This window comes from Enterobacter sp. 01-M-03-SI-ECC (genome assembly GCF_047530215.1).
GTDB lineage: Bacteria > Pseudomonadota > Gammaproteobacteria > Enterobacterales > Enterobacteriaceae > Enterobacter > Enterobacter chengduensis.
Genome location: NZ_JBLKDA010000001.1, coordinates 35343 through 57098 on the forward strand (window position 1 = coordinate 35343; position 21756 = coordinate 57098).

At 59.7% G+C, this 21756-nt stretch carries 15 protein-coding genes; 6 read left to right on the top strand and 9 right to left on the bottom strand.

Going from position 1 to position 21756, the window contains the following annotated elements; translation table 11 throughout:
- Genes tssM through ACMWKK_RS00210 form a run of 5 tightly spaced genes read right to left on the bottom strand, consistent with a single transcriptional unit; the run spans position 1 to position 7274 of the window.
- Entirely contained in the window at positions 1-3621 is a 3621-nt protein-coding gene (gene tssM / locus ACMWKK_RS00190; protein ID WP_406542728.1) for a type VI secretion system membrane subunit TssM, read from the bottom strand.
- 3 nt (positions 3622-3624) lie between these two features.
- A complete protein-coding gene (locus tag ACMWKK_RS00195) occupies positions 3625-4863 on the bottom strand; it encodes a DotU family type VI secretion system protein (protein ID WP_045326654.1) in 1239 nt (412 codons plus the stop codon).
- Positions 4864-4880: 17 nt separating this feature from the next.
- The gene (gene tssK / locus ACMWKK_RS00200) at positions 4881-6224 is read right to left on the bottom strand and encodes a type VI secretion system baseplate subunit TssK (RefSeq protein WP_045326655.1); all 1344 of its coding nucleotides are present in this window, start codon (positions 6222-6224) and stop codon (positions 4881-4883) included.
- 28 nt (positions 6225-6252) lie between these two features.
- Positions 6253-6756 (bottom strand): type VI secretion system lipoprotein TssJ, encoded by a 504-nt coding sequence (gene tssJ, locus ACMWKK_RS00205; RefSeq protein ID WP_045326656.1) that lies wholly within the window; start codon positions 6754-6756, stop codon positions 6253-6255.
- 23 nt (positions 6757-6779) lie between these two features.
- Positions 6780-7274 carry a hypothetical protein gene (locus ACMWKK_RS00210; protein WP_045326657.1) on the bottom strand — a complete coding sequence of 165 codons (495 nt, stop codon included), beginning with the start codon at positions 7272-7274 and terminating at the stop codon, positions 6780-6782.
- 1002 nt (positions 7275-8276) lie between these two features.
- On the opposite strand from ACMWKK_RS00210, the gene ACMWKK_RS00215 reads away from it, so the two are divergent.
- Together ACMWKK_RS00215 and ACMWKK_RS00220 are read left to right on the top strand one after the other, a co-directional pair.
- Positions 8277-10565 (top strand): FdhF/YdeP family oxidoreductase, encoded by a 2289-nt coding sequence (locus tag ACMWKK_RS00215; protein WP_406542729.1) that lies wholly within the window; start codon positions 8277-8279, stop codon positions 10563-10565.
- A 21-nt stretch (positions 10566-10586) separates the two neighbouring features.
- Positions 10587-11483, top strand: coding sequence for a LysR family transcriptional regulator (locus ACMWKK_RS00220; protein ID WP_112780857.1), 897 nt, complete (start codon positions 10587-10589; stop codon positions 11481-11483).
- Here ACMWKK_RS00220 and ACMWKK_RS00225 read toward each other — a convergent pair.
- Complete coding sequence (locus ACMWKK_RS00225; RefSeq protein WP_112780856.1) at positions 11462-12220, bottom strand: phosphate/phosphite/phosphonate ABC transporter substrate-binding protein; 759 nt, start codon at positions 12218-12220, stop codon at positions 11462-11464. The genes ACMWKK_RS00220 and ACMWKK_RS00225 overlap by 22 nt on opposite strands.
- Complete coding sequence (locus ACMWKK_RS00230) at positions 12213-13184, bottom strand: fatty acid desaturase (protein ID WP_112780855.1); 972 nt, start codon at positions 13182-13184, stop codon at positions 12213-12215. Before ACMWKK_RS00230 ends, ACMWKK_RS00225 begins: the two co-directional genes overlap by 8 nt.
- A 149-nt stretch (positions 13185-13333) precedes the next feature.
- Here ACMWKK_RS00230 and ACMWKK_RS00235 point away from each other — a divergent pair, with 149 nt between their 5' ends.
- Together ACMWKK_RS00235 and gap are read left to right on the top strand one after the other, a co-directional pair.
- On the top strand, positions 13334-14314 hold the full coding sequence (locus ACMWKK_RS00235; RefSeq protein ID WP_112780854.1) for a GlxA family transcriptional regulator: 981 nt from the start codon (positions 13334-13336) through the stop codon (positions 14312-14314).
- Between the two features lie 78 nt (positions 14315-14392).
- Complete coding sequence (gene gap, locus ACMWKK_RS00240) at positions 14393-15403, top strand: type I glyceraldehyde-3-phosphate dehydrogenase (protein ID WP_112780853.1); 1011 nt, start codon at positions 14393-14395, stop codon at positions 15401-15403.
- 41 nt (positions 15404-15444) lie between these two features.
- Here the strand turns inward: gap and ACMWKK_RS00245 are convergent, their stop codons facing one another.
- A complete protein-coding gene (locus ACMWKK_RS00245; RefSeq protein WP_112780852.1) occupies positions 15445-16632 on the bottom strand; it encodes an MFS transporter in 1188 nt (395 codons plus the stop codon).
- Positions 16633-16747: 115 nt separating this feature from the next.
- Between ACMWKK_RS00245 and ACMWKK_RS00250 the strand changes: the two genes are divergently transcribed.
- Entirely contained in the window at positions 16748-17704 is a 957-nt protein-coding gene (locus ACMWKK_RS00250) for an AraC family transcriptional regulator (RefSeq protein ID WP_112780851.1), read from the top strand.
- Positions 17705-17806: 102 nt separating this feature from the next.
- A complete protein-coding gene (locus tag ACMWKK_RS00255; RefSeq protein ID WP_112780850.1) occupies positions 17807-19492 on the top strand; it encodes an alpha,alpha-trehalase in 1686 nt (561 codons plus the stop codon).
- Between the two features lie 62 nt (positions 19493-19554).
- On the opposite strand, the gene ACMWKK_RS00260 is transcribed toward ACMWKK_RS00255, so the two are convergent.
- A complete protein-coding gene (locus ACMWKK_RS00260; RefSeq protein ID WP_112780849.1) occupies positions 19555-21657 on the bottom strand; it encodes a TonB-dependent siderophore receptor in 2103 nt (700 codons plus the stop codon).
- Between the last annotated feature and the right edge of the window lie 99 nt (positions 21658-21756).

The window sequence follows — 21756 nt, forward strand, 5'->3', positions numbered from 1 at the left end:
TTATGGGCATGAAAAACGGGGAAGCTGGAAAGGGTTACGAATGCTGTTTGGCGCAAACTCCAGCGTGACCTGATGACCGTCGACGTTGAAGGTGGCCTGACGGCTCAGGCTACCCGCGCCCGGGCTGGTGCTCGCCTTATCGAAGAAGCGGTTGAGCGCCCATGCGCCGTTGGTCGTCAGCGTCGCCGTGCTGCCGTTCGCCAGCCCCAGCTGCATGCGGACCTGGTTGGTGCCGCCCGGCCCCGGCCAGTTCATGATCTGCACGGCCTGCGGGCCGTGGCTGTAGCGCAGCAGCTGGCCGTCAACGTCCAGGGTCAGGTTCAGGATGGTGTTGTCCATTCGCACGGTGCGGACCGTGACCTTGAAGGACGGCGTGGTTGCGCCGTTCGCAAAGAAGGCGTCGCGAATCGACTGGGCCTGCTGGAACGGTCTCAGCAGCCCTTCGCTTCCCGGCAGCGTTTTACCGTCGATGCCCGGCATAAAGCGCCAGTTTGCCTGGGTGGTATCCACCTTATTAGTCAGATTGTCGCGGAAGAAGGCGTCCATCAGCCCGGTACCCGGCGCAAACATGCGCGCGAGATCGTCAGGGGTAACCTCGGTGCTGGCGCTACGCACCAGAGGGTAGCGACCGGCGATCGCCTGACGGCAGAAACCGCCCACTTCGACGTTAATTCGCTTACGCACGTTTTCCAGATCGCGGCGTTGGGTATCGCTGCTGGCACCCACCGCCATATTGCTGAACATGGTTTGCAGCCCGCCCGGCAGGCGACCTGCGCTGGCCTGCAGACGGCTGATTGCCTCCCCGCCCGGCGCAGGCATCCCGCTGTTGGCGGCATCCTGAACGGCGGTCAGGTAGCGATAGAGCTCGTCCACCTGCTTGAGGAAATCATCAAACACGATGGTCTTGCCGCCCTTCTCCAGCGGCTGCGCCAGCTCAATCATTGGCGCATAGTGGTCGGTGACCAGCTGTTCCGGCGCCTGCGTAACCACGGCGGCCTGGGTCGGCGCCGCGTCATTGTTGCTGAACAGCGCTTCCAGCGTGCGGGTGGCGCGGTTGCTCTGATCCTGCGCTTTAGCCGCATCTTCCGGCGCTGGCGCATTGCGCGACAGGCTCAGCACCTGACTGAGGTTCTGCACCAGACGACGCAGCGGCGAGTTGGCGCCGGATAGCAGGCGCGCGGTGTTGATGCGCTGGGAAAGATCGGCGCTGTTATTGAGCTGAATGTCGGCGAGGAAGCGATCCCAGTTGGCGATAAAGTCGCGCATGTAAAGCTGGCGTACGGCGTTATCGACCTGCTGTTTATCCTCCTGCGCCGTGGCGGCCCCCAGCACCCAGGCGTCATCTTCATGCAGGGCGGTAGTGACGCTGTCAATCTGGCTATTAAAGCTTTTCCAGTAGCCGTCCGGCGTATAGAGGCCCGGTACGCCTTCGCTCACCGGCTTGCCGCTTTTGCGGGAAAACACCAGCTCGCTCTGCGGTCCGCCCAGGTCGGACAGGGAGACCGGCTTGAGGTTTTCATCATGCTCCAGCAGGCGCTTGAGGCGACCGTAAACGCGCGTGGAGAGCGGCTGCTGGTTAATCATCGCGCGTTCACGGGCGACCAGCGATTCGTCCTGCGCGTACGGCGAGGCCTGAATCTTCGGCTCCAGCAGCTGCGTCAGGTGCCATTCAAGCTGCTGCAGCTGCGCCTTCGTGACGTTCTGCGGCAGGTTACGCTGCAGGTTGAGCATCACCCACGAGTGCAGGAACTTGCCGTCATAGTGCTTCGGCTGATACAGCATCTGGTAGGCTTTCAGCGCTTCATAGCTGTACTCCACGTCGCTGCCGTTGTCGTTGCGAAGCCAGGTCGTGATGTGCATGGCGACGGCAGGCAGCAGCATCTGATCCAGCGCCTTCTGGTACAGAGACTGCGAGGCATCGCTGACGTCATCCCCGCGGTAGAGACCCATGCGGCGCGAAATCGGCGGATCGTTCACGTCAAACGCGTCGCTTTTCGGCAGGTCGACCAGACCGTTCAGCAGCGGCAGCAGTTCGAACAGGTCGCGCTGCGGCTGGTTCTGTAAGGCTTTGCTCTGCTGGTCGAGCAGCGGCACCTTCGCATCCACCTCTGCAAGATAGGTTTTGTTCTTGGCATAGCTGGTCAGCCACAGCCCGCCGAGGATCGCCAGCAGGGCCAGCAGCGCCGCGTAGCCGGACCAGATCACCGCCCGGTTGCGCAGCTCCCACCAGCGGTTTTCGCCCGCGATACCGGCTTCCTGGAAGATGACGTTTTGCAGCAGGTTCTTAATGAAGAAGCTCTGGCCTTTAGCCCCCGGAATTGGCGCTTCTTTGCTGACCGAATCCCAGTTATCCGCCTCCGCCCCTTCCGGCAGCGACAGCGCGCGGTTCAGTTCGCCCATCACCCGGTCAAACGGCATGCCTTCCTGCGTCCCGCTGGCGAAGTAGATCCCGCGCGGAGAGAACTCGGTTTCGAAGTTTGAGCGGGCGAAGATCGTGCTCAGGTAGTCTGCCAGCAGGGGACGCAGCGCGGCGAACTCCTGCGGGAAGAGATACGCTTCTGCGCGGGTTTTCGCGTCATGCTCTTTCAGCATGGTTTCCGGCAGCCCGGCGTCAAGGCGCTGCTGCAGCAGAGAAAACTCCTGCTGGAAGTTGCCCATCAGGTCGTAATCGGCGTGTTTGGTTTGCTCCCACGGCAGCGTGAAGCCCCAGATCTGGTCCCGCTGGGCTTTGTCGTAGTCGGCAAACCAGGCGCGGAAGCCTTTAAGCAGGTCGGCCTTGGTCACCATCACGTACACCGGGAAGCGAATACCCAGCTGCTCATGCAACTCGGACAGACGCTGAGGCAGGTTCACCGCCTGCTGGCGGGAGGCCTCGGCAGACTGGGTAAGCAGGTCAGAAATGCTGATGGTGATGATGACGCCGTTGATCGGCTGGCGGCGGCGATACTTACGGAGTAACCCCATGAACTCCAGCCATTCACCGGCGTCCTGAACCTGCTCGCTCTCCTGGGTGGTATAGCGGCCCGCCGTGTCCAGCAGCACCGCCTCGTTGGTGAACCACCAGTCGCAGTTGCGCGTGCCGCCAATCCCCCGCAGAGCGGTCTTACCGAAACGATCCGCCAGCGGGAACTGCAGCCCGGAGTTGACCAGCGCCGTGGTTTTACCGGATCCCGGCGCGCCGATAATGACGTACCACGGCAGCTGATAGAGATATTGCGTGCTGAAGCGCTGCGTCCACTGGGCGCCCTGTCCCGCCTTGCTGAAGTGCGCTTTTTTCAGCATCTGCGCGGCTTCATCAAAGCGGCTGGCGAGGATCTGCTCTTCGCTGTTCAGGCGCTTCTGCGGGTCCGCGGCTTCCGGGCTTTCCGCGTTCTCTTTGAGCTTGTCCATCAGCTTGCGGTTCAGCCAGGCATTGTACAGGCGCGGCAGAATGTGGCCCTGCGCCCAGAGCAGGTAGACCACGGCAATGCTGATGATGCGGTTCTGTTCCGATTCAAGCGGTCGGGTGTCCACGATGGACAGCAGAGGACCAATCATCCAGATCACCGCCGCCAGCGCCGTGACGCCGAGGAAGCTCCACAGAATGCGGTTGGTCAAAATGGAAAGAAGTGTAGTCAGCATTCCTTAGTTTCCTTGCGGCAATCCGTTCAGCTCGGCCTGCGTGTTTTCAGGCGACACCAGCAGAGTAATTTCCACACGGCGGTTACGGGCGCGGTTTTCAGGCGTCGTGTTCGGCGCCACCGGGTTAATCTCGCCCCGCCCTTCCGCCTTCACGCGGCCAGGCTGAGAGAGGCTTCCCTGCAGCATTTTCTGTACCGAGCGGGCGCGTTCCAGAGAGAGTTCATAGTTGGAGGCAAAGCGCGCGCTGCGGATCGGCACGTTGTCGCTGTAGCCCACCACCAGAATTTTGCCGCTAACGTTATTCATCGCCTGGGCAATGCGGTTGATGACCGGCTCATAGCGATCGCGTACGACGGTAGACGCAGAGGCAAACAGCCCGTCGCCTTTCAAGATCACGACGCTGCGGTCCGCTTCGTCTTTCACCGCCACCAGGCCAGCCTCGATTTCAGGCTTCAGGAAGCCGCGCAGGTTCAGCACCGCCGGTAGCTGACGGGCCGGTTGCTGAATCGTGGTTTCCGGCAGCTGGGACTGGTAAATCTTCGCCAGCACCGGGCTGGTGTTATCGCCGAGACGCCAGTTGAGTACGATATAAAACAGGCAGGCGATAAACCCGGCCAGCGCCACGCAGGCCCACAGGGGAACCATTGGCCGCCAGAGCTTGCGCAGCACCGGACGATCTTCCGGATGGGGAGAAAGCGCTGGCGGATAGCTGCCGCGCACGCCGCGGATCATCTGCCACAGGCGCTGCTTGATGGTTTCAAGCTGGGTGCGGCCATTGTCGAGCACCCGGTAGCGTCCTTCGAAGCCCAGCAGCAGGCAGTAGTTGATCATCTCCAGCAGCAGAATATGCTCGCGCGGGTTCTGCGACAGGCGCGCCAGCAGCTGGAAGAACTTCTCGCCGCCCCAGGTTTCGTTATGGAACGTCACCAGCAGACCGTTGCTTGACCAGACGCCGCTGCTGCCCCAGGGGGTGAGCGCGGCGGCCTCGTCGAGCGCCGTACACAGGCAGTAGCGTGCCCCGACAATCACTTCGTAGGGCAGCCCCGCCTGCTGACAGCGGACTTCGAAACGGCGAATCTCATCGATCAGGCGCTGGCGGAGCGCCACCTGATCGTCATGCGACACCGAGTGACGGATCTGCGGAATCGCATTGAGCAGCGGGTTGGCGGCCGCCACCAGCTGATTGTTGCTACTGGCTCCGGTAAACGCGGCATCGCTGCCGGTGTCCTGTCGTTCCTGCATATTAAGCGCTCGCTTTATTATTCTGTCGGGCTACGGATGGCCCAAAACTCCATATCCAGCCCCGGGAATTCCCCTGCGAGATGCAGGGCGAATGCGCCGGACTTATCCATCTCGTGCCACAGCTCGCTGCCCTTCTCCAGTTCAAAGTAGCTGTAGCCGGCATGCCACGGGATCTGTGGCGGCGCGACAGGCATGGCGCGCAGCATAATGCCCGGCAGCTGCAGCTGAACCAGATCGCGGATTTTCGACACCGGTGCGACCTTCATCTGCGCCGGGAAATGGGTTTGCAGGTGTTCGCCCGGCACATTGGCTTTTACCGCCAGCACGAAGCCGAACTCGCGCACCATGCTGGTTTCAGGCACCGTGGCGATGTTCAGGCCGTGAGAGCGCTCGTTAAGCGGCAGCTGAATCGCGTGATCTTCCATCACCAGAGACAGTCCCTGACGCAGCATCAGCATCAGCTTGCTGAAGCAGTTAGCCAGATCGTCATGATCGTAAATCGGCAGCACGCTTTCGGCGGCGCGCTGCGAGGTCCAGGTGGCGAGTTCGGTCGCGAACGGCAGCCAGCTGCGCCAGAGCGTTTCGGGATGCAGCAGCGGGAGGGTTTTTAAATGCGATACCTCACCCAGATGACGGTTCACCAGCGAAAGCAGCGTAAATTCAATTAGCTCAGAGGTGTTAAAGCGGCCGGGCTGGCGCAAGCGACCGCCAATTTGCTGGCTGCGCTGTACCAGCAAGCCGTGCAGATCGTTGATCATGCTGTAGATCTGCGGGCTGTTGTTGGCGTTCAGCATCGGCGGGATATAGCTGTTGTCGAGCCGCACGTGGTTGTCGTTACGCTTCTCGGTGACAAACGCCACGCCGATGGCGGTCCACTCTGCCGTGAGGTCTTTTTCCAGCATCAGGGTCAGACGCAGGCGGCCAAACTGGACGGTGGCATCCCCCACCGACATGGCGTTATCGTCTTCCACCTCTTGCTCGAAGGCGACGAAGCGCGCCAGCGAGGACGGCTCTTCGCTAAAAATCACCTCTTCTCTCTCGCCGCGACGAACCGGCAGCGCGAGCACCACCTTTTCGTTGGTAAGATTGTCAGGGATTTTGAGCGGCACAGGGCCGTTGCGCCCGTTACGGACCTGGAAGAAGGTGCCGTCCGGCAGCAGGCCGCTGCAGTAGCTCAGGGCAATGCATCCCTGACGAAGCATCGCTTCATCCAGTTCAACGTCAAGAAAACCCCAGAGATATGACCGCTGTAGCGCACCCCATTCACGAACATGGTTGAGCAGATAGCTTTCAGTCCGCTGAAAATGGTGTGGACGCAGGAACATGCCTTCGGTCCAGACGACCTTTTCTGCTTTCGTCATGATGATGTGTTTCCTGTTTTGAAGCGCGTTACTGGCTGATGACCCGAATGCCGTTCACGTCGAGAAAAACGTTGGCCTGGAGCTCATCTGCGGACCCTTTCCAGAACTGGTAGATATGATTTTCGCCAGGCACGGGCAGAGGGAGTGAAACGCGCCATTTTTTGCCATCCAGCACCTGATACTCCGCCATCACGCCGATATAGCGGGCCTCCGGAGAGCTTTGCCCGCTGAGGGTTTTTGACAGCTGTCCCGGCATCAGGAAGAACACATCGCTGTTCAGCAGATTCGCGCCAAGCGTGGCTGACGCGTTGTTCTGCAGGGAGTAGAAGTCGCTGGACATGAAATCCGCATCGGATTTCAGCAACAGCACCCGGACCTTAAGCGGCGCAGAGTCATTGATTTGTGGATGAGCCTGAAACTGCAGGTTGTAGCGAGAGGGGTCGCTGTGTGAAGACGACGTACAGCCACTGACCAGGGCGAAAATCACCGCGTAAAAGAGTAACCACAGCTTATGAAAATTTTTATGATTCATAAAAATGCGCTCATGAAAGCCGTTTAGTTCAGGATCCAGGTACCGTTAGCGCTGTCTTTGCAGGCCTTGCTGTTGCCATCGACATCGACGCAGGTCGCTTTTTTACGTGCCTTCGGACGAATAGCCTGTTTACGCACGGCAGCGTCGTACTGGTCAGCCTTGATCACGGCGCGCATCGGGACGTAACCAATCAGCTGTTCATTACCTTCATCGGCAAGCGCCATCCAGTAGTGTTCAACCTGCCCCAGCACCACGTAGGTTTTTCCGGTCTCAAGATGACGGATAACTTTGCCGCCGAAGTCAGGACGGCTCATCAGGGAGGCCGGATACATGGCACGATACGGCTCGTTTACCGGCGTGAACTCCGCTGGCGGCGTCACGGCGTGACGGTGGGTTAAGGTGACGCCATTGACCTGGCTGGTCTCGATCGTATCGTCGTTGACCACAGGTTTCTGCGGCGCTTTACAGCCCGCCACCGCCATTACAAACAGAAGTGAAAACAGTACGCGCATTTTCATATGCTTTTCCGTAGCGATATTTCGATGATGAAGATAAGGGGATGAAGTTTGACTTAAGTGCTATTGTTAAAATAGTCAGGATATTTTCGGGGCGTTACTATTTTAAGGGCATAGCTACCGCACGAGCCCTTCAGAATAAGGCCCAGCGTCTTCCTGACATATTTTGACAAACGGTAAACAAGTTTACATGAGCTTCGCTTCAATTCAATATTTACCGTCAGGTAACTGTTGGTAAATGAAGCAGTCGGCAAAATATAAGATTAATCCTATGATAAAAACAGATCGGGCCTACAACTTTCTTATTTCCTCATGATGCACAGCATTAAGATCATGATTTTCAAATAAAAAAACCAAAAGAGAACCACTTTCATTAACGCAACATGGCTATTATCGCCACTACCATAATTAGTAGAATTCGCGTATTTTTGAGGCCAAATGGATATATCATCGATGAATTATTTGTTGCACGATTAGCGCATCTTTAATATTGAAAACTGCTCATGACCATAGTGCGTATATTTCACTTATGCAACGCAGCGTTAATTTTACGGCGCAAAATAACTCTCTATTTCGCGACGCGATCATTACCCTGTTCGGCATAAATTATCACCATTAAATATTAAGCCGTAATTAACCTTCCCGGCATTATCGCAAGCGTGAAATGTGCGCAACGGCACGCCAGACGCGAGCGTCCTCTGTTTCCAACGTCTGCCAGTTTCATTCGAAGTTTTATTGTCGCTACATCTTCTCTCGCTACCTGCCATCTATCCCGCCTACCGCGCGATAGATAAGATTTATTATTCAAATGATAAATATTCGTTATAATTTCTTTAAATATTTAATCACCAGATCGGATAACGCACTGTAATAAAAACACTTTAAGGAAAAGCATTTTCACGCGACGCGTGGGCCCGATTTTCGGTGGTCATTGCTTTCGCTTATTGTCCCCTGCAGTGCTTTATGCGTTCAGACGTTGTGCGACCGAACAAATCAGGAGTGGGTATGAACAAAAAAAGACGCTCAGTGCCGGGCATCAGACACTATGACGGTCCTGCCGGAGGCTGGGGCGCGCTAAAAGCGACGGCCATCGCGGTGCGTACTCAAATGGATACCCTTGATGCTCCCGCCACGCTGCTGCGTACCAACCAGCCAGACGGTTTTGACTGTCCGGGCTGCGCGTGGCCCGATAAAGAACATAAGTCGACGTTCCAGTTCTGCGAGAACGGTGCCAAAGCGGTGACCTGGGAAGCGACCAGCAAACGCGTCACCCCCGCGTTTCTGGCAGAAAACAGCGTCTCATCCCTGCTGGCAAAATCGGACTTCGAGCTGGAAGGCTACGGTCGGCTGACGCATCCGCTGCGCTATGACCGGGCAAGCGACACCTTTCGGCCCGTCGACTGGGACGAGGCGTTTCAACGCATCGGCGAGGTGTTGCGCGGGCTCGAACCGGACCAGGTCGAGTTCTATACCTCCGGGCGCGCCTCAAACGAAGCGGCGTATCTGTTCCAGCTGTTCGCCCGTGAATACGGCACCAATAACTTCCCCGACTGCTCGAACATGTGCCATGAAGCCACCAGCGTCGGCTTGCCCCGTTCGATTGGCATCGGCAAAGGGACCGTCTCGCTGGACGACTTCGACAAGACCGAGCTGGTGATCTCCATCGGTCATAACCCCGGTACGAACCACCCGCGCATGATGGGCACGCTTCACGAGCTGGCGCGCCGCAACGTGCCGATTATCGTCTTTAACCCGCTGCGCGAACGCGCGCTCGAACGCTTCGCTGACCCGCAAAGCGTGATTGAAATGGCGACCTACAGCTCCACCGACATCGCCTCAACCTACTTCCAGGTGAAGGCCGGAGGCGATGCCGCCGCGCTGAAAGGCATTGCCAAACATCTGCTGGAGATGGAGGCCGAACGCGGTGGCGTGCTGGATCGCGCCTTTATTGCCGAACACACCCAGGGCATTGAGGCGTTCGCCGCCGACATCGCGCAGACCCGCTGGGACGAGATCGAACGCGAGTCAGGCCTGAGCCAGTCGGCGCTCAAACAGGTGGCCGAGGCCTATGCGAAATCGAATGCCACCATCATTACCTACGGGATGGGCATTACCCAGCACAATAAAGGCACGGCAAACGTCCGCCTGATCGCCGACCTGCTGCTGCTGCGCGGCAATATCGGCAAGCCCGGCGCGGGTATCTGCCCCCTTCGCGGTCACTCGAACGTACAGGGTAACCGCACCGTCGGGATTAGCGAGAAGCCTGCGCCGGCATTTCTTAACCGCCTGAAAGACGTGTTCGGCTTTGAGCCGCCGTCTCACCACGGACACGATGCGGTACAGGCCACCCAGGCGATGATCGACGGCCGCGCGAAGGCGCTAATATGCCTCGGCGGCAATTTTGCGGTGGCAATGCCCGATCACGAGCGGGGGTTCCCGGCGATGGGCAACCTGGATTTGAGCGTCCACGTCGGCACCAAGCTCAACCGAACCCATCTGCTGGTGGGCAAAGAGACCTATATTTTCCCGTGCCTTGGCCGTACCGAGCTGGATATTCAGGCCACCGGGCGTCAGTCCATTACCGTCGAAGACTCGATGTCGATGGTGCATGCCTCATCCGGCAAGCTGAAGCCCGCCTCGCCGTTACTGCGTTCGGAACCTGCTATCGTCGCCGGCATGGCGAAAGCGACCCTGACGGAAACCCGCGTGGACTGGCTGACGCTGGTTGAGGATTACGACCGCATTCGCGAGCTGATCGAACAGACCATTCCGGGCTTCGAGCAGTACAATGCGCGGATCCGCGTGCCCGGCGGCTTCCGTATGCCGCTGCCGCCGACGCAGCGAATCTGGCCGACGGCGCCGGGAAAAGCGATGTTCTCGGTGTTCGACGGCGTGCACGAGAACGCCAGCGGTGAAGGTGAGCATGTTCTGCGCCTGATCACCCTGCGCAGCCACGACCAGTACAACACCACCATTTACGCGCTTGACGACCGCTACCGTGGCGTGTTTGGCCGCCGCGACGTGCTGTTTATGAACGAAGACGATATGGCACAGTCAGGGCTGGAGCACGGCGACCGCGTGGATATCGAGACCGCCCTGCCCGGCAGCGTTCAGCGTCTGAACGACATTACCGTGGTGGCGTACAGCATCGCGCCGGGCACCGTCGGCGCCTATTACCCGGAGGCCAACGTGCTGGTACCCCTTGACTATCTGGACAAGGACAGCGGTACGCCGTCGTACAAATCCGTTCCGGTTCGCATCACCCTGCGCTCGAAAGAGATCCGCATGCTGTAGGGCTGCGCGCGCGTAAAAAAGATGGATATTAAACAGTTAAAATATTTGATCGCGCTCGACGAGACCCGCCATTTTGGCAAGGCGGCCTCGCAGTGCAACATCACCCAGCCAACCCTCTCCATGCGCATCCGCAGCCTTGAGGAGGAGCTGGGGCTGGTGCTGATTGCGCGCGGGCAGCGTTTCGAAGGGTTTACGCCGGAGGGAGAACGCATCCTCGCGTGGGCCCGCGCCCTGCTGGCCGCGCACGACGGGCTACAGGCGGAAGCCGCGCTGTGCAAAGGTCAGGTGGTGGGCGAACTCCGTCTGGGGATGGTGCCGCTGGCGAGCGTCGATCCGATGATCTTTATCCGCCTGCTGACGCAGAAATACCCGGAGCTGACCTACAGCCTCTACGCCATGTCCTCCGCGCAGATTGCCGACGGCGTCAGCCGCAATCAGCTTGAGCTGGGCATTTGCTATCTCAACAGCATCGACACCAGCCTGTTCGACATTATCCGGCTGCCAAACACGAAGATGGGCCTGCTGCACGACACTCGCCGCTTCCGGCTCGATCGGGAGACATTGACCTGGCACGACCTGACGGATTTTCCGCTGGGGTTTCTGACCAAAGGGATGCACTACCGGGCCCACGTGGAGGCCAGCCTTAACGCGGCAGGCATTGAACCAACCTCCGTTTTCGAGAGCGACTCCACGTTCCAGATCATTCAGGCGGTGCAGAGCGGCGTGTGCTGCGCCGTAATGCCCCTTAACAACGGCCTGGAGGATCTGAACAGCCATTTCAGGATTGTCCCCATCGCCGACGCGAACATTGACGCGCCCGTCGGCCTGATTATGCGCAGGCAGAAACCCGTCTCCTCGCTGGCGCTGCGCTGTTTTACCGACGCGCGGGAGATTTATCACGCCAGCAAAGAGGCGTAGGCCTGACGCGTCACCGCGCTAAAACCGTTGATGAGCGCTGCGTCGCAGACGGCCCGGTGTTCCGGCGAACTCACGAGCGCGTGGAGCGCATCGCGAAGGGCGTTAAGCATGTCAGGAGGTGTATTAGTCGACGTGATCAGCGGCAGTCCCGGCGTCAGCGGCGTATGGTCAATGACCGTCAGCCCCTTCAGGCGTTCCGGCTCATGGCGCTGCAGCAGCGCCCAGGTGACGCAGTCGATGGCCGCGATATCCCCCGCCCCGCGTTTGACGTCAATCAGCGACTGGCGATGGCTGCCGCTAAAGGACGTTTGCGCGAAGAATGGACCGTCGCTCGCCAGGGGAGCCACTTTTTTGCGCAGCGCGTTATAGCCGGACTGCGAGTCAGGAGCGTTACAGACCGCGCGTCGTCCGCGAAAATCCGCCAGCGTGAGGTGCCGATCCTCCTCCCGTACCACCAGAAAGCTGCGGTACTGGAACCCTTCGCAGCCCGGTGCCGCGTAGTGAAAACAGCCGACCACCTGCACCTCCGGGAGCTGCGTGACCAGCGGATAGCCGCAGGTCTGGCTGAGGACAAGCCCAGGCTGCTGCCAGTGGGTCAGCAGGTCAAATTCCGGCCAGCCGGGGTCGGGGTCGACGGACAGGCCCCGGGCAGCCAGTAACCCTTTAACCGCCAGCCAGAGCGCGCGGGTGTCGGCGCGATCCACCGCGTACATGGGAAACGCCAGCAGATTACTCATATCCCTCCCCCTGTTGTTTTCCGGGGTGAACGGTGACGTCAACGGGCCTGACCCAGAACTGACGCAGCCACTCACCGTAGCCCCTGACGAGAAAACCGCGGTTTCGCTGCTGGTAGGCCTCCCGGTTTTGCTGGTAGATCGCCTTCAGCCCGTACCACGGAACGCCGGGTAAATCGTGATGCACTGAATGGTAGTTGAGATTTAAAAACAGTACCCGCCAGAACAGCCCGGCCTCGTTAATGACGGAGCGCGCGAGCGGATCGTCCGCCGCGCGATGTTCGAAAAAGGATCGGACCTTGGTCAGCGCCAGCGCCGGATAGCTGACCGCCAGCACGAACCAGACGGGTGAAAAACCGACATGCATCATCCACGCGAAGAGTGCCGCCAGCAGCAGCACGTGAACCAGCCACATGGACATGGCCCGCAGGTGAAGATGGCGAAATGCTGCCGCGGCGCTGCCCAGCGTCTGAAGGATATCCAGCAGCGGTGCCAGCATCAATCGCCCGGCGAAGGTATTCCGGGCCCGAATGACGCGTTTTTGCCACGGAGAAAAACGCGCCCAGCTCTCGTCGGTAAAATAGTACGACTCCGGGTCATCCACCGGATGGGTCAGGCTATGGTGTCGATGATGGGCGAGATGGGAGTCGCGGTAGAGGCCGTACGGATACCAGATCGCCAGCGGAAGCGTGCCGAACAGCTGGTTAAGCCAGGCAAAACGCGTGGGGTGCCCGTGGATCAGCTCATGCTGCAGGGACATATACCAGGCGGTAAATCCGACGAGCAGCAGCGTGGCGGGCAGCAGGCCGAGCGTTTGCCAGAACGTCAGCGAGGCAAACCAGCCGGCATAAATAGTGATGATTAACAGCCACGTGGGCAGTTCGCTACGCCATATAAAACCCGATGCGAGATGGCGGATGTGTTCACGCTGTTGCGGATGTAAATAGAGAGAGCTTCGTTGACCCATTCCTTCAGACGCCGTTTCGCCAGAGACAGTGCCCTGACGATCGGGGATAACGCCTGAAATAACAAAGAACTTAAATCGCTTTGCTTTGCCAGAAGCGCGGAAAGCACGCGCGGCTTGACTTATTCTGTGATAAAGGTACTTTTTAGGACATGAAGATGATCCTGATTATTGTTCCCGACGGGGGCATGCTGTTTGAGGCCGCCGGTATCGCCGACATTCTGATGCAGGCCAACCGGCTGCACCCGGAAGGGCTCGCGGCCCCCCGCTACCGGATTATCATCGCCACCACGCAGCCTCACCAGGTGATCCACGGCCAGTCCGGCCTGAACCTGCTGGCGGATTACCGCCTGCCGGAGCTGGATCCGCGCGAGCCGCTGGACACCATTATCATTACCGGGCGCGGCATGAACGAGCAGGAGAGCACGGCGGTGGTAGACTGGCTGCACCTCGCCGCGCCCCACGCCCGGCGTATCGCCTCTATCTGCGGCGGCGCGATGCTGCTGGCCCAGACCGGCCTGCTGGACGGGCGGCGCGCGACGACCCACTGGCGGCTGCTGGAGACGATGCAGGCACAGTACCCATCAGTCCGGGTCGAGGGCGGCCCGCTGTACATTCAGGATGGCCCCGTCTGGACCTCCGGCGGCGTGAGCTCCGGGTTCGACCTGACCCTCGCGCTGGTGGAAGACGACTATGGATTTACCCTCGCCCGCGACGTGGCGCAGGATATGGTGATGTATCTGCGCCGTCCCGGCGGCCAGCTGCAGTTCAGCCGTTACAGCCTGCAGCAGCCGGATACGTCAGGGCCAATAAGCGAGGTGCAACGCTTTATCCTGCAGAACCTCACCGCCGACCTGTGCGTGGAAAATCTTGCCGGGAAAGCGGCGATGAGTCCGCGTAATTTCACCCGCGTGTTTACCCGCGACGCGGGCGTTTCTCCGGCCCGCTACGTGACCGAAGCGCGTCTGGCCGCCGCCCGCCAGCTGCTTGAGCAGACGCAGGAGCCCCTTGAGCGCGTGGCGGAGCAAAGCGGGTTTGGCACCAGCATTAACTTGCGCCGCATCTTTGAGAAGCAGCTTCACCTCACCCCCGGCGAGTACCGCCAGCGCTTCCACTGCCGCAAGATGGCGTAATCTGATCCTTTTTTGTCGTTTACGCCAACCGGCCCGACGCCTACAGTGACTCCAGACAACAGAGATAAGGAGTGCACTATGGTTAAGGTCGGTATTAACGGTTTCGGCCGTATCGGACGTAATTTCCTGCGCGCGGCGCTGGGTAACCCGGATCTGCAGATTGTGGCCATTAACGATCTGACGGACAGTAAAACCCTCGCCCACCTGCTGAAGCATGATTCCCTTCTGGGTAAATTGCCCGCACCGGTCGAAGCGGCAGACGGCGCGCTGCAGGTAGACGGGCAGCGGATTGCGGTGTTTAGCGAACGCGACCCGGCGAATATCCCGTGGCGTGACGTCGACGCTGACGTGGTGATTGAGGCCACCGGCTTCTTTACCGAGCGGGAAAAAGCGGCGGTGCATATCACCCACGGCGGCGCCAAGCGCGTCATCATTTCCGCCCCCGGGAAGAACGACGACCTGACGATTGTGATGGGCGTCAACCACGATCAGTACGATCCCGCCCGCCACGCGGTGGTGAGCAACGGGAGCTGCACCACGAACGGACTGGCTCCGGCCGCTCAGGTGCTGCATCAGCAGTTCGGGATTGAGCATGGCCTGATGAACACCACGCATGCCTACACCAACAGCCAGGCGCTGCACGATCAGCCGGAGAAAGACCTGCGCGGCGCGCGCGCGGCGGCGCTGTCGATTGTGCCTTATTCAAGCGGCGCGGCAAAAGCGTTGGGGAAAGTGATCCCCTCCCTGGACGGCAGGCTGACCGGGTACTCCCTGCGCGTGCCGGTGCCGGTGGTGTCGATTGTCGACTTAACGGTCACCCTGAGCCGTAGCGTCACCGCCGACGAGGTGAATGACGCGTTCCGTCAGGCTGCCGCCAGCGGGCCCCTTAAGGGCATTCTGGGCTATAGCGATGAGCCGCTGGTCTCCAGTGATTACCAGGGCGACCCGCGCTCCTCGATTATCGACGGGCTTTCCACGCTGGTCATTGGCGGGAACATGGTGAAGATCCTGGCGTGGTATGACAACGAGTGGGGATTCTCAAACCGCCTGGTGGATTTGGCGGTACTGATGGATAAGAAAGGGCTGTAAGTCTTGCGCCGGGTGGCGTTAACGCTCACCCGGCAAATGCATCACTCCGCCTTAACCTTCACCCCCATAAACACAATCACCATCGCCGTCACCAGCAGGAAACCGCTGCCCGCGAACACGCCGCTTGCGCCGCTGAGGTCAAATACCGCCCCGCCCCCGGCCGCACCGGCGCTTATCGCCAGCTGAATGGAGGCCACCAGCAGTCCCCCCGCACTCTCGGCTTCATCCGGAACGGTGGTGGCAAGCCAGGTTGACCAGCCCACCGGAACCAGACCAAACGCAAAGCCCCACAGGGCGACCAGCAGCCCGTCCAGCATCGCCAGATGACCAAACGCCACCATCATCAGCGCGAGTACGCCCATGCCGAACGGCACCAGCGCCAGCGTCAGGCGCAGATTACGGGCCAGCAGGTGTCCGGCAACGGAGGTGCCGACAAAGTTGGCCAGCCCAAAGCCCAGCAGGATCAGCGAAATGGTCTCCACGCTCGCCTGTCCCACCGTCTCCAGGAACGGGCGCAGGTAGGTAAAGAAGGCGAAATGGCCGCTGAAGATCAGGATGGTTGCCAGCATGCCGCCGATCATCCCCGGACGACGCAGCACGCGGAACAGGGTACTCAGGCTGCCGCTGCTCTCCGGCTTCATGGACGGCAGCACCCAGAGCTGCCACAGCAGCGCCAGCATGCTCGGCAGAATGCAGAGGATAAACACGTTGCGCCAGCCGATCAGGCTGCCCAGATAGCTTCCCAGCGGCGCGGCGACCACCGTGGCAATCGATACGCTGGAGAAGATCACCGCCAGCGCCTTCGGCACTTTATCCGCCGGAACCAGACGCATCGTCGTGGCCGTCGACATCGCCCAGAATCCCCCGATGGCGACCCCGAGCAGCAGACGCCCCATCAGCAGGACGTGCAGATTCGGCGCAAAGGCCACCAGCAGGCTGGAGATAATTTGCAGCACCGAGAAAAACATCAGCACCCAGCGGCGGTCGATGCTTTTGGTCGCTGGCGTAATCAGCAGCCCGGTCACCAGCGCCACCAGCGCGGTGGCGGTAACGGCCTGTCCGGCCATTCCCTCACTGACGCCCAGGCTCGCGGCCATCGGCGTTAACAGACTGGCGGGCAGGAATTCTGCCGTAATCAAACCAAACACTCCCAGCCCCAGGGAATAGACGGCCCGCCAGGCGGGTTTTGCAGGCGCTACCGCCTCGCTCGCCGCGACACATGAATTCATCTGTTTTTCTCCCGTTATAAAAATGTGACAACTGTCGCAAAAGCATAGAAGGTTCACCCTGGACGATCTATGACATATAATCTCCACTTATTGATTATTCGTCCGGAGTTGCGCCATGACCGTACAGTCCCCCGATCTGATCAGCGAGCTTTTACGCGGCATGCGTCTGTCAGGCGTGAAATACCGGCGAATCGAGGCCAGCGCGCCGTTTGGCGTCGCGTTTCATCAGGCACCCGGCAGGGCACAGTTCCATTTTGTGAGCCACGGTCGCGCCCTGCTGCGAATGGAGAGCGGCGCGACGTTTGAACTGAGCGGTGGCGACGCGCTCTTTATTCCCGGCGGGAATACCCATGCCCTGCTCTCTGACGAGCAGGCAACCATTACTCCCGTCAATGCCTTCCCGAGCGAGCCGATCTGCAGCTCGGTCTGTGCCATCACCTGCGAGCCCTGCCCGGAAAGCGACAACACCCTCATCTTTAGCGGATGTATGGATTTTGAGCTTGGCGGAATGCAGCCGCTGATCAAGGCGATGCCGGAAGTGATGATGGTCAGCCGGCTGATGACCACCTGGCCGGAAATTCACCCGCTGCTGGCGGCGATGGAGCGGGAATCCGCCGCGCGTCAGGCCGGGTACGCCGGGATCCTTGCGCGCCTGGCCGACGTGGTGGCGGCGTTAATCGTGCGCGGCTGGGTTGAAGGCGGCTGTGGTAAGGCCACCGGCTGGGTGCAGGTCCTGCGCGATCCGCGCCTGAGCCGGGCCATTTACGCCATGCACCAGCAGCCTGGCCTGAACTGGAGCGTGGCAGAGCTGGCAAAAGAAGCGGGCACGTCCCGATCGGTGTTCGCCGAACGGTTTCTGGCCGCGACGGGGACGACCCCGGCAAAATATCTCAGCGAGCTTAGGATGCGGCTGGCTATTCAGTACATTCGCCATGAACATCAGCCGATTGAAACCGTTGCGCTGCGCCTGGGGTACGGCTCTCTGGCGGCGTTTAGCCGGGCATTTAAGCGCATCATCGGCCATGCGCCGGGCACGCTGCGGGAGGCCAGCCAGACGACGGAAGAGGTCTGACTGGCCTGCAATATTTAACGCGAAGCGGGCAATATTCGTCTAAGGTTTTCAGGTGATTGAAAACAGCGGTCACGCTGTTTAGTGAAGACAGGAGACGAAAAAATGATAAGACCTCGCACACTACGCCCCGCGTTCTTGCCGCTTGCGCTAGGAAGCGCGCTGCTCGGCATGACGACAATGGGTTATGCCGACGATAGCCCCGCATCCCAGACAACCTCACCCGATATTTTGCTGGGCCCGCTGTTTAGCGACGTGCAAACAGCCAAACTGTTTCCCGATCAGAAAACCTTCGCGGATGCCGTCCCCAAAAGCGACCCGCTCATGATCCTGGCGGATTACCGGATGCAGCGCACGCAGTCCAGCTTTGACCTGCGCCATTTTGTCGAGATGAACTTCACGCTCCCTTCAGAAGGGGAAAAATATGTTCCGCCTGCCGGACAAAGCCTGCGCCAGCACATTGACGATCTCTGGCCCGTACTGACCCGCACTACCGATAAAGCCAGCAACAAATGGGATTCCCTGCTGCCGTTACCCAAACCTTACGTTGTCCCCGGCGGCCGCTTCCGCGAGGTTTACTACTGGGACAGCTATTTCACCATGCTGGGCCTGGCGGAGAGTGGCCACTGGGACAAAATCAGCGATATGGTGGATAACTTTGCGTATGAGATTGACGCCTTCGGCCATATTCCCAACGGCAACCGCAGCTATTACCTGAGCCGCTCCCAGCCGCCGTTCTTCTCGCTGATGGTGGAACTGCTGGCGACGCACGACAGCGATGCGCTGAAGAAATACCGTCCGCAGATGGAGAAAGAGTATGCCTACTGGATGGACGGCGTTGACGCCCTTCAGCCGGGCCAGGCCAACAAGCGCGTGGTGAAGCTGGACGACGGCGCTGTCCTCAACCGCTACTGGGATGACCGCGACACCCCGCGCCCGGAGTCCTGGCTTGACGATGTGAATACCGCCAAAAGTAACCCTAACCGACCCGCCACCGAGATCTACCGTGACCTGCGTTCCGCCGCGGCCTCGGGATGGGACTTTAGCTCCCGCTGGATGGACGATCCGAAAAAGCTTGGCACCATCCGCACGACCAGCATCGTGCCCGTGGACCTCAACGCCCTGATGTTCAGAATGGAAAAACTGCTGGCGCGGGCGAGCCAGGAGAGCGGTGACGCTGCCAGCGCAAACAGGTTTGAGGCGCTGGCCACCGCCCGTCAGAAAGCCATCGAGAGCCACCTGTGGAATGATAAAGAGGGCTGGTACGCCGATTACGATCTGAAGAGCAAGAAGGTACGCAATCAGCTCACGGCAGCGGCCCTGTTCCCGCTTTACGTGAAGGCGGCAGCGCAGGATCGGGCCGATAAAGTCGCCGCGGCAACGTCTTCACGCCTGCTGCAGCCGGGCGGGATAGCGACCACCACCGTCAACAGCGGCCAGCAGTGGGATGCGCCAAACGGCTGGGCCCCGCTGCAGTGGGTGGCGGCGGAAGGGTTGCAGAACTACGGGAAAGAGAAAGTCTCAATGGACGTCACCTGGCGCTTCCTGAAGAACGTTCAGCATACCTACGACCGCGAGAAGAAACTGGTTGAGAAATATGACGTGTCAACAACCGGAACGGGTGGCGGCGGCGGCGAGTACCCGCTGCAGGACGGCTTCGGCTGGAGCAACGGCGTGACGCTGAAGATGCTGGATCGGGTGTGCCCGAAAGAGAAACCGTGCGACAGCGTGCCGGAGAATCGGCCTGCGGCGAATGATGAGGCGGTGCCGGTGAAGGCGACGGCGCAGTAAGGTTATTGCCGGGTGGCGGCTACGCCTTACCCGGCCTACATTTTGAACTCACAGGGAGTTACTTAGAAATTATAACTCGCCCCTAGCTGATACGTCCTGTCGCGCCCAATCCAGCAGTTGGTCGCGTCGTAGCAGGTCAGCGTCTCTTTGTTGGTGATGTTCTGCATGCTCGCCTTAAGCGTCAGTCCCGCCAGCGAAGGCAGAATTTCGCCCATCCGATACGACGCCGCCAGATCGTACTGGGTGGTGCCGCCCAGCTTGCCCGCATCGTTAGCCGGGGAAATTTCCATTGGGCCGGTGTAGCGCGCCCCCGCCCCCAGCATCAGCCCCTTCAGCGGCGTGTTCTCAAAGGTGTAATCTCCCCAGAGGTTGAAGGCATTCTCCGGCACCTGCGTCGGACGTTTACCCTGGTATTTATCATCTGCGGTATTGATGGCGTGGGTATAGGCATAGCTGGCAATCAGCGTCAGGCTGTCCGTCGGACGGCTGATGGCGGAGAGCTCTGCGCCTTTAGATTCCACTTCCCCGGTCTGACGATAGTTCAGGAAACCCGGGTCGGAGGTGACGACGTTTTTCTGCCGGATGTTAAACACCGAGGCGGTAAAGGTGGTGGCGTAGTCGGCCAGCAGATATTTTACCCCGCCCTCCACCTGCTTGCTGGTGGTCGGTTTGACCTCTTTCGCCACGAGCGTGCCCTGTGGGGACACCGGCGCAAAACCTTCGGAGTAGCTGATAAACGGTGAAATCCCGTTATCGAATGCATAAAGCGCGCCCAGGCGTTTGGTGACGCGATCCTGCGATACCCAGGCCTTATCACCGTTTTGCAGGTAGTTGGTGGTGACGGAGCGGTAATCGTCGTAGCGCAGGCTGCCCAGCAGGTTGAGGCCTCCCCACGCCACCTGGTCCTGCAGGTAATAGCCGTTCTGCTGATAGCTCAGACGGTTTTTCTGGGCGGTATAGAGCCCCAGCGCGCTTTCGCTGATTTGCGAATAGTCAGGATGGCGCATATCCATGCCCGGCGTGGCCGACGCGTAGCGATAGTGGAAGTGGGAGTCCATCTTCTGATAGTCAAACCCGGCCAGCAGGTGGTGTTTCCAGTCGCCCAGCGCCACGGTTTTGGTGACCTGGTTATCGATGTTGAAGCTCTTCAGATCTTCATCGGTGGTGTAGGCAAAGCGGTTGAGCTGATAAACCTCGCTCCCTGCCCCCGTTGCATAAACGCTGCGCTGATGCGTGTCGACGTCGAAATAGCGCGCCTTCTGGTTAAAGCCCCAGCCGCTGTCGAACTCGTGTTCAAAGCTGTAGCCCAGCATCCACTGGCGCTGCTTAAACCCGCTCCACTCATCGCCGGCGTAGTCGCGCTTGCCCGCGTATTTCGAACGCAGGTACGCGAGCGGCAGCGGGTTTGACGGCGTCAGGCTCGGAGAGTTCTGCGCTATTGCATCCAGGGTGAGGCGGGTTTTACTGTCAGGTTGCCAGGTGACGGACGGGGCAATCAGGTAGTTTTCATACCGGGTGGTGTGCGGCTGATCGTCATTTTCCGCCGCTTTGCCCAGCAGGCGGTAGTTCCAGTCGCTGTCGGCAATCTGCCCGGTTGAGTCGAGATAGCCCTCTTTCAGGCTGCGGTTGCCGGTGTTAAAACCGATTTCGGTTCGCGCTTCCCGCTGCGGCTTTTTGCTCTGGATATTCACCAGCCCGCCCGGCGAGCCGCCGCCGTAAAGCACCGATGAGGGTCCTTTCAGGATATCAACGCTCTCTATTAACAGCGGATCGATGCGGGCTTTGGTATTGCCGGTGACGTTATAGGGCAGCTGCAGCCCGTTGTAGAACTCCTGGTCGACGGTAAAGCCACGAATTTTGTATTCGCTCATGTAGGAGGTATTACCCCGCACCTCGGTCGAGACGCCCGGGGCATAGCGCAGGATCTCATTCACGGAATTCGCGTGGCGCTTTTCAATTTCCTGCCCGGAGACGGTGGTGATGACCTGCGGCGTTTTACTTTCAGCAACGGCCGATTTCGTGGCGCTGTTCGTCCAGGCCGGCAGCGCGCTGCCCTGCTCTGCGCCCGTGACGACAATAGTGGATTCTTCGGCGAAGGCCGGGACATGCAAAGCGAGCGTGACGGCGCCTGCCAGGGCGCATAGCGTAAAGCGTGAAGGAGTCATAATGTCGTCTTGTTGTTAGATGCAATACGGAACGACAATTATTATCATTTAGATTAACAAAGCAATACTCAGGCAAAAAAACGGCCCTCCGCAGAGAGC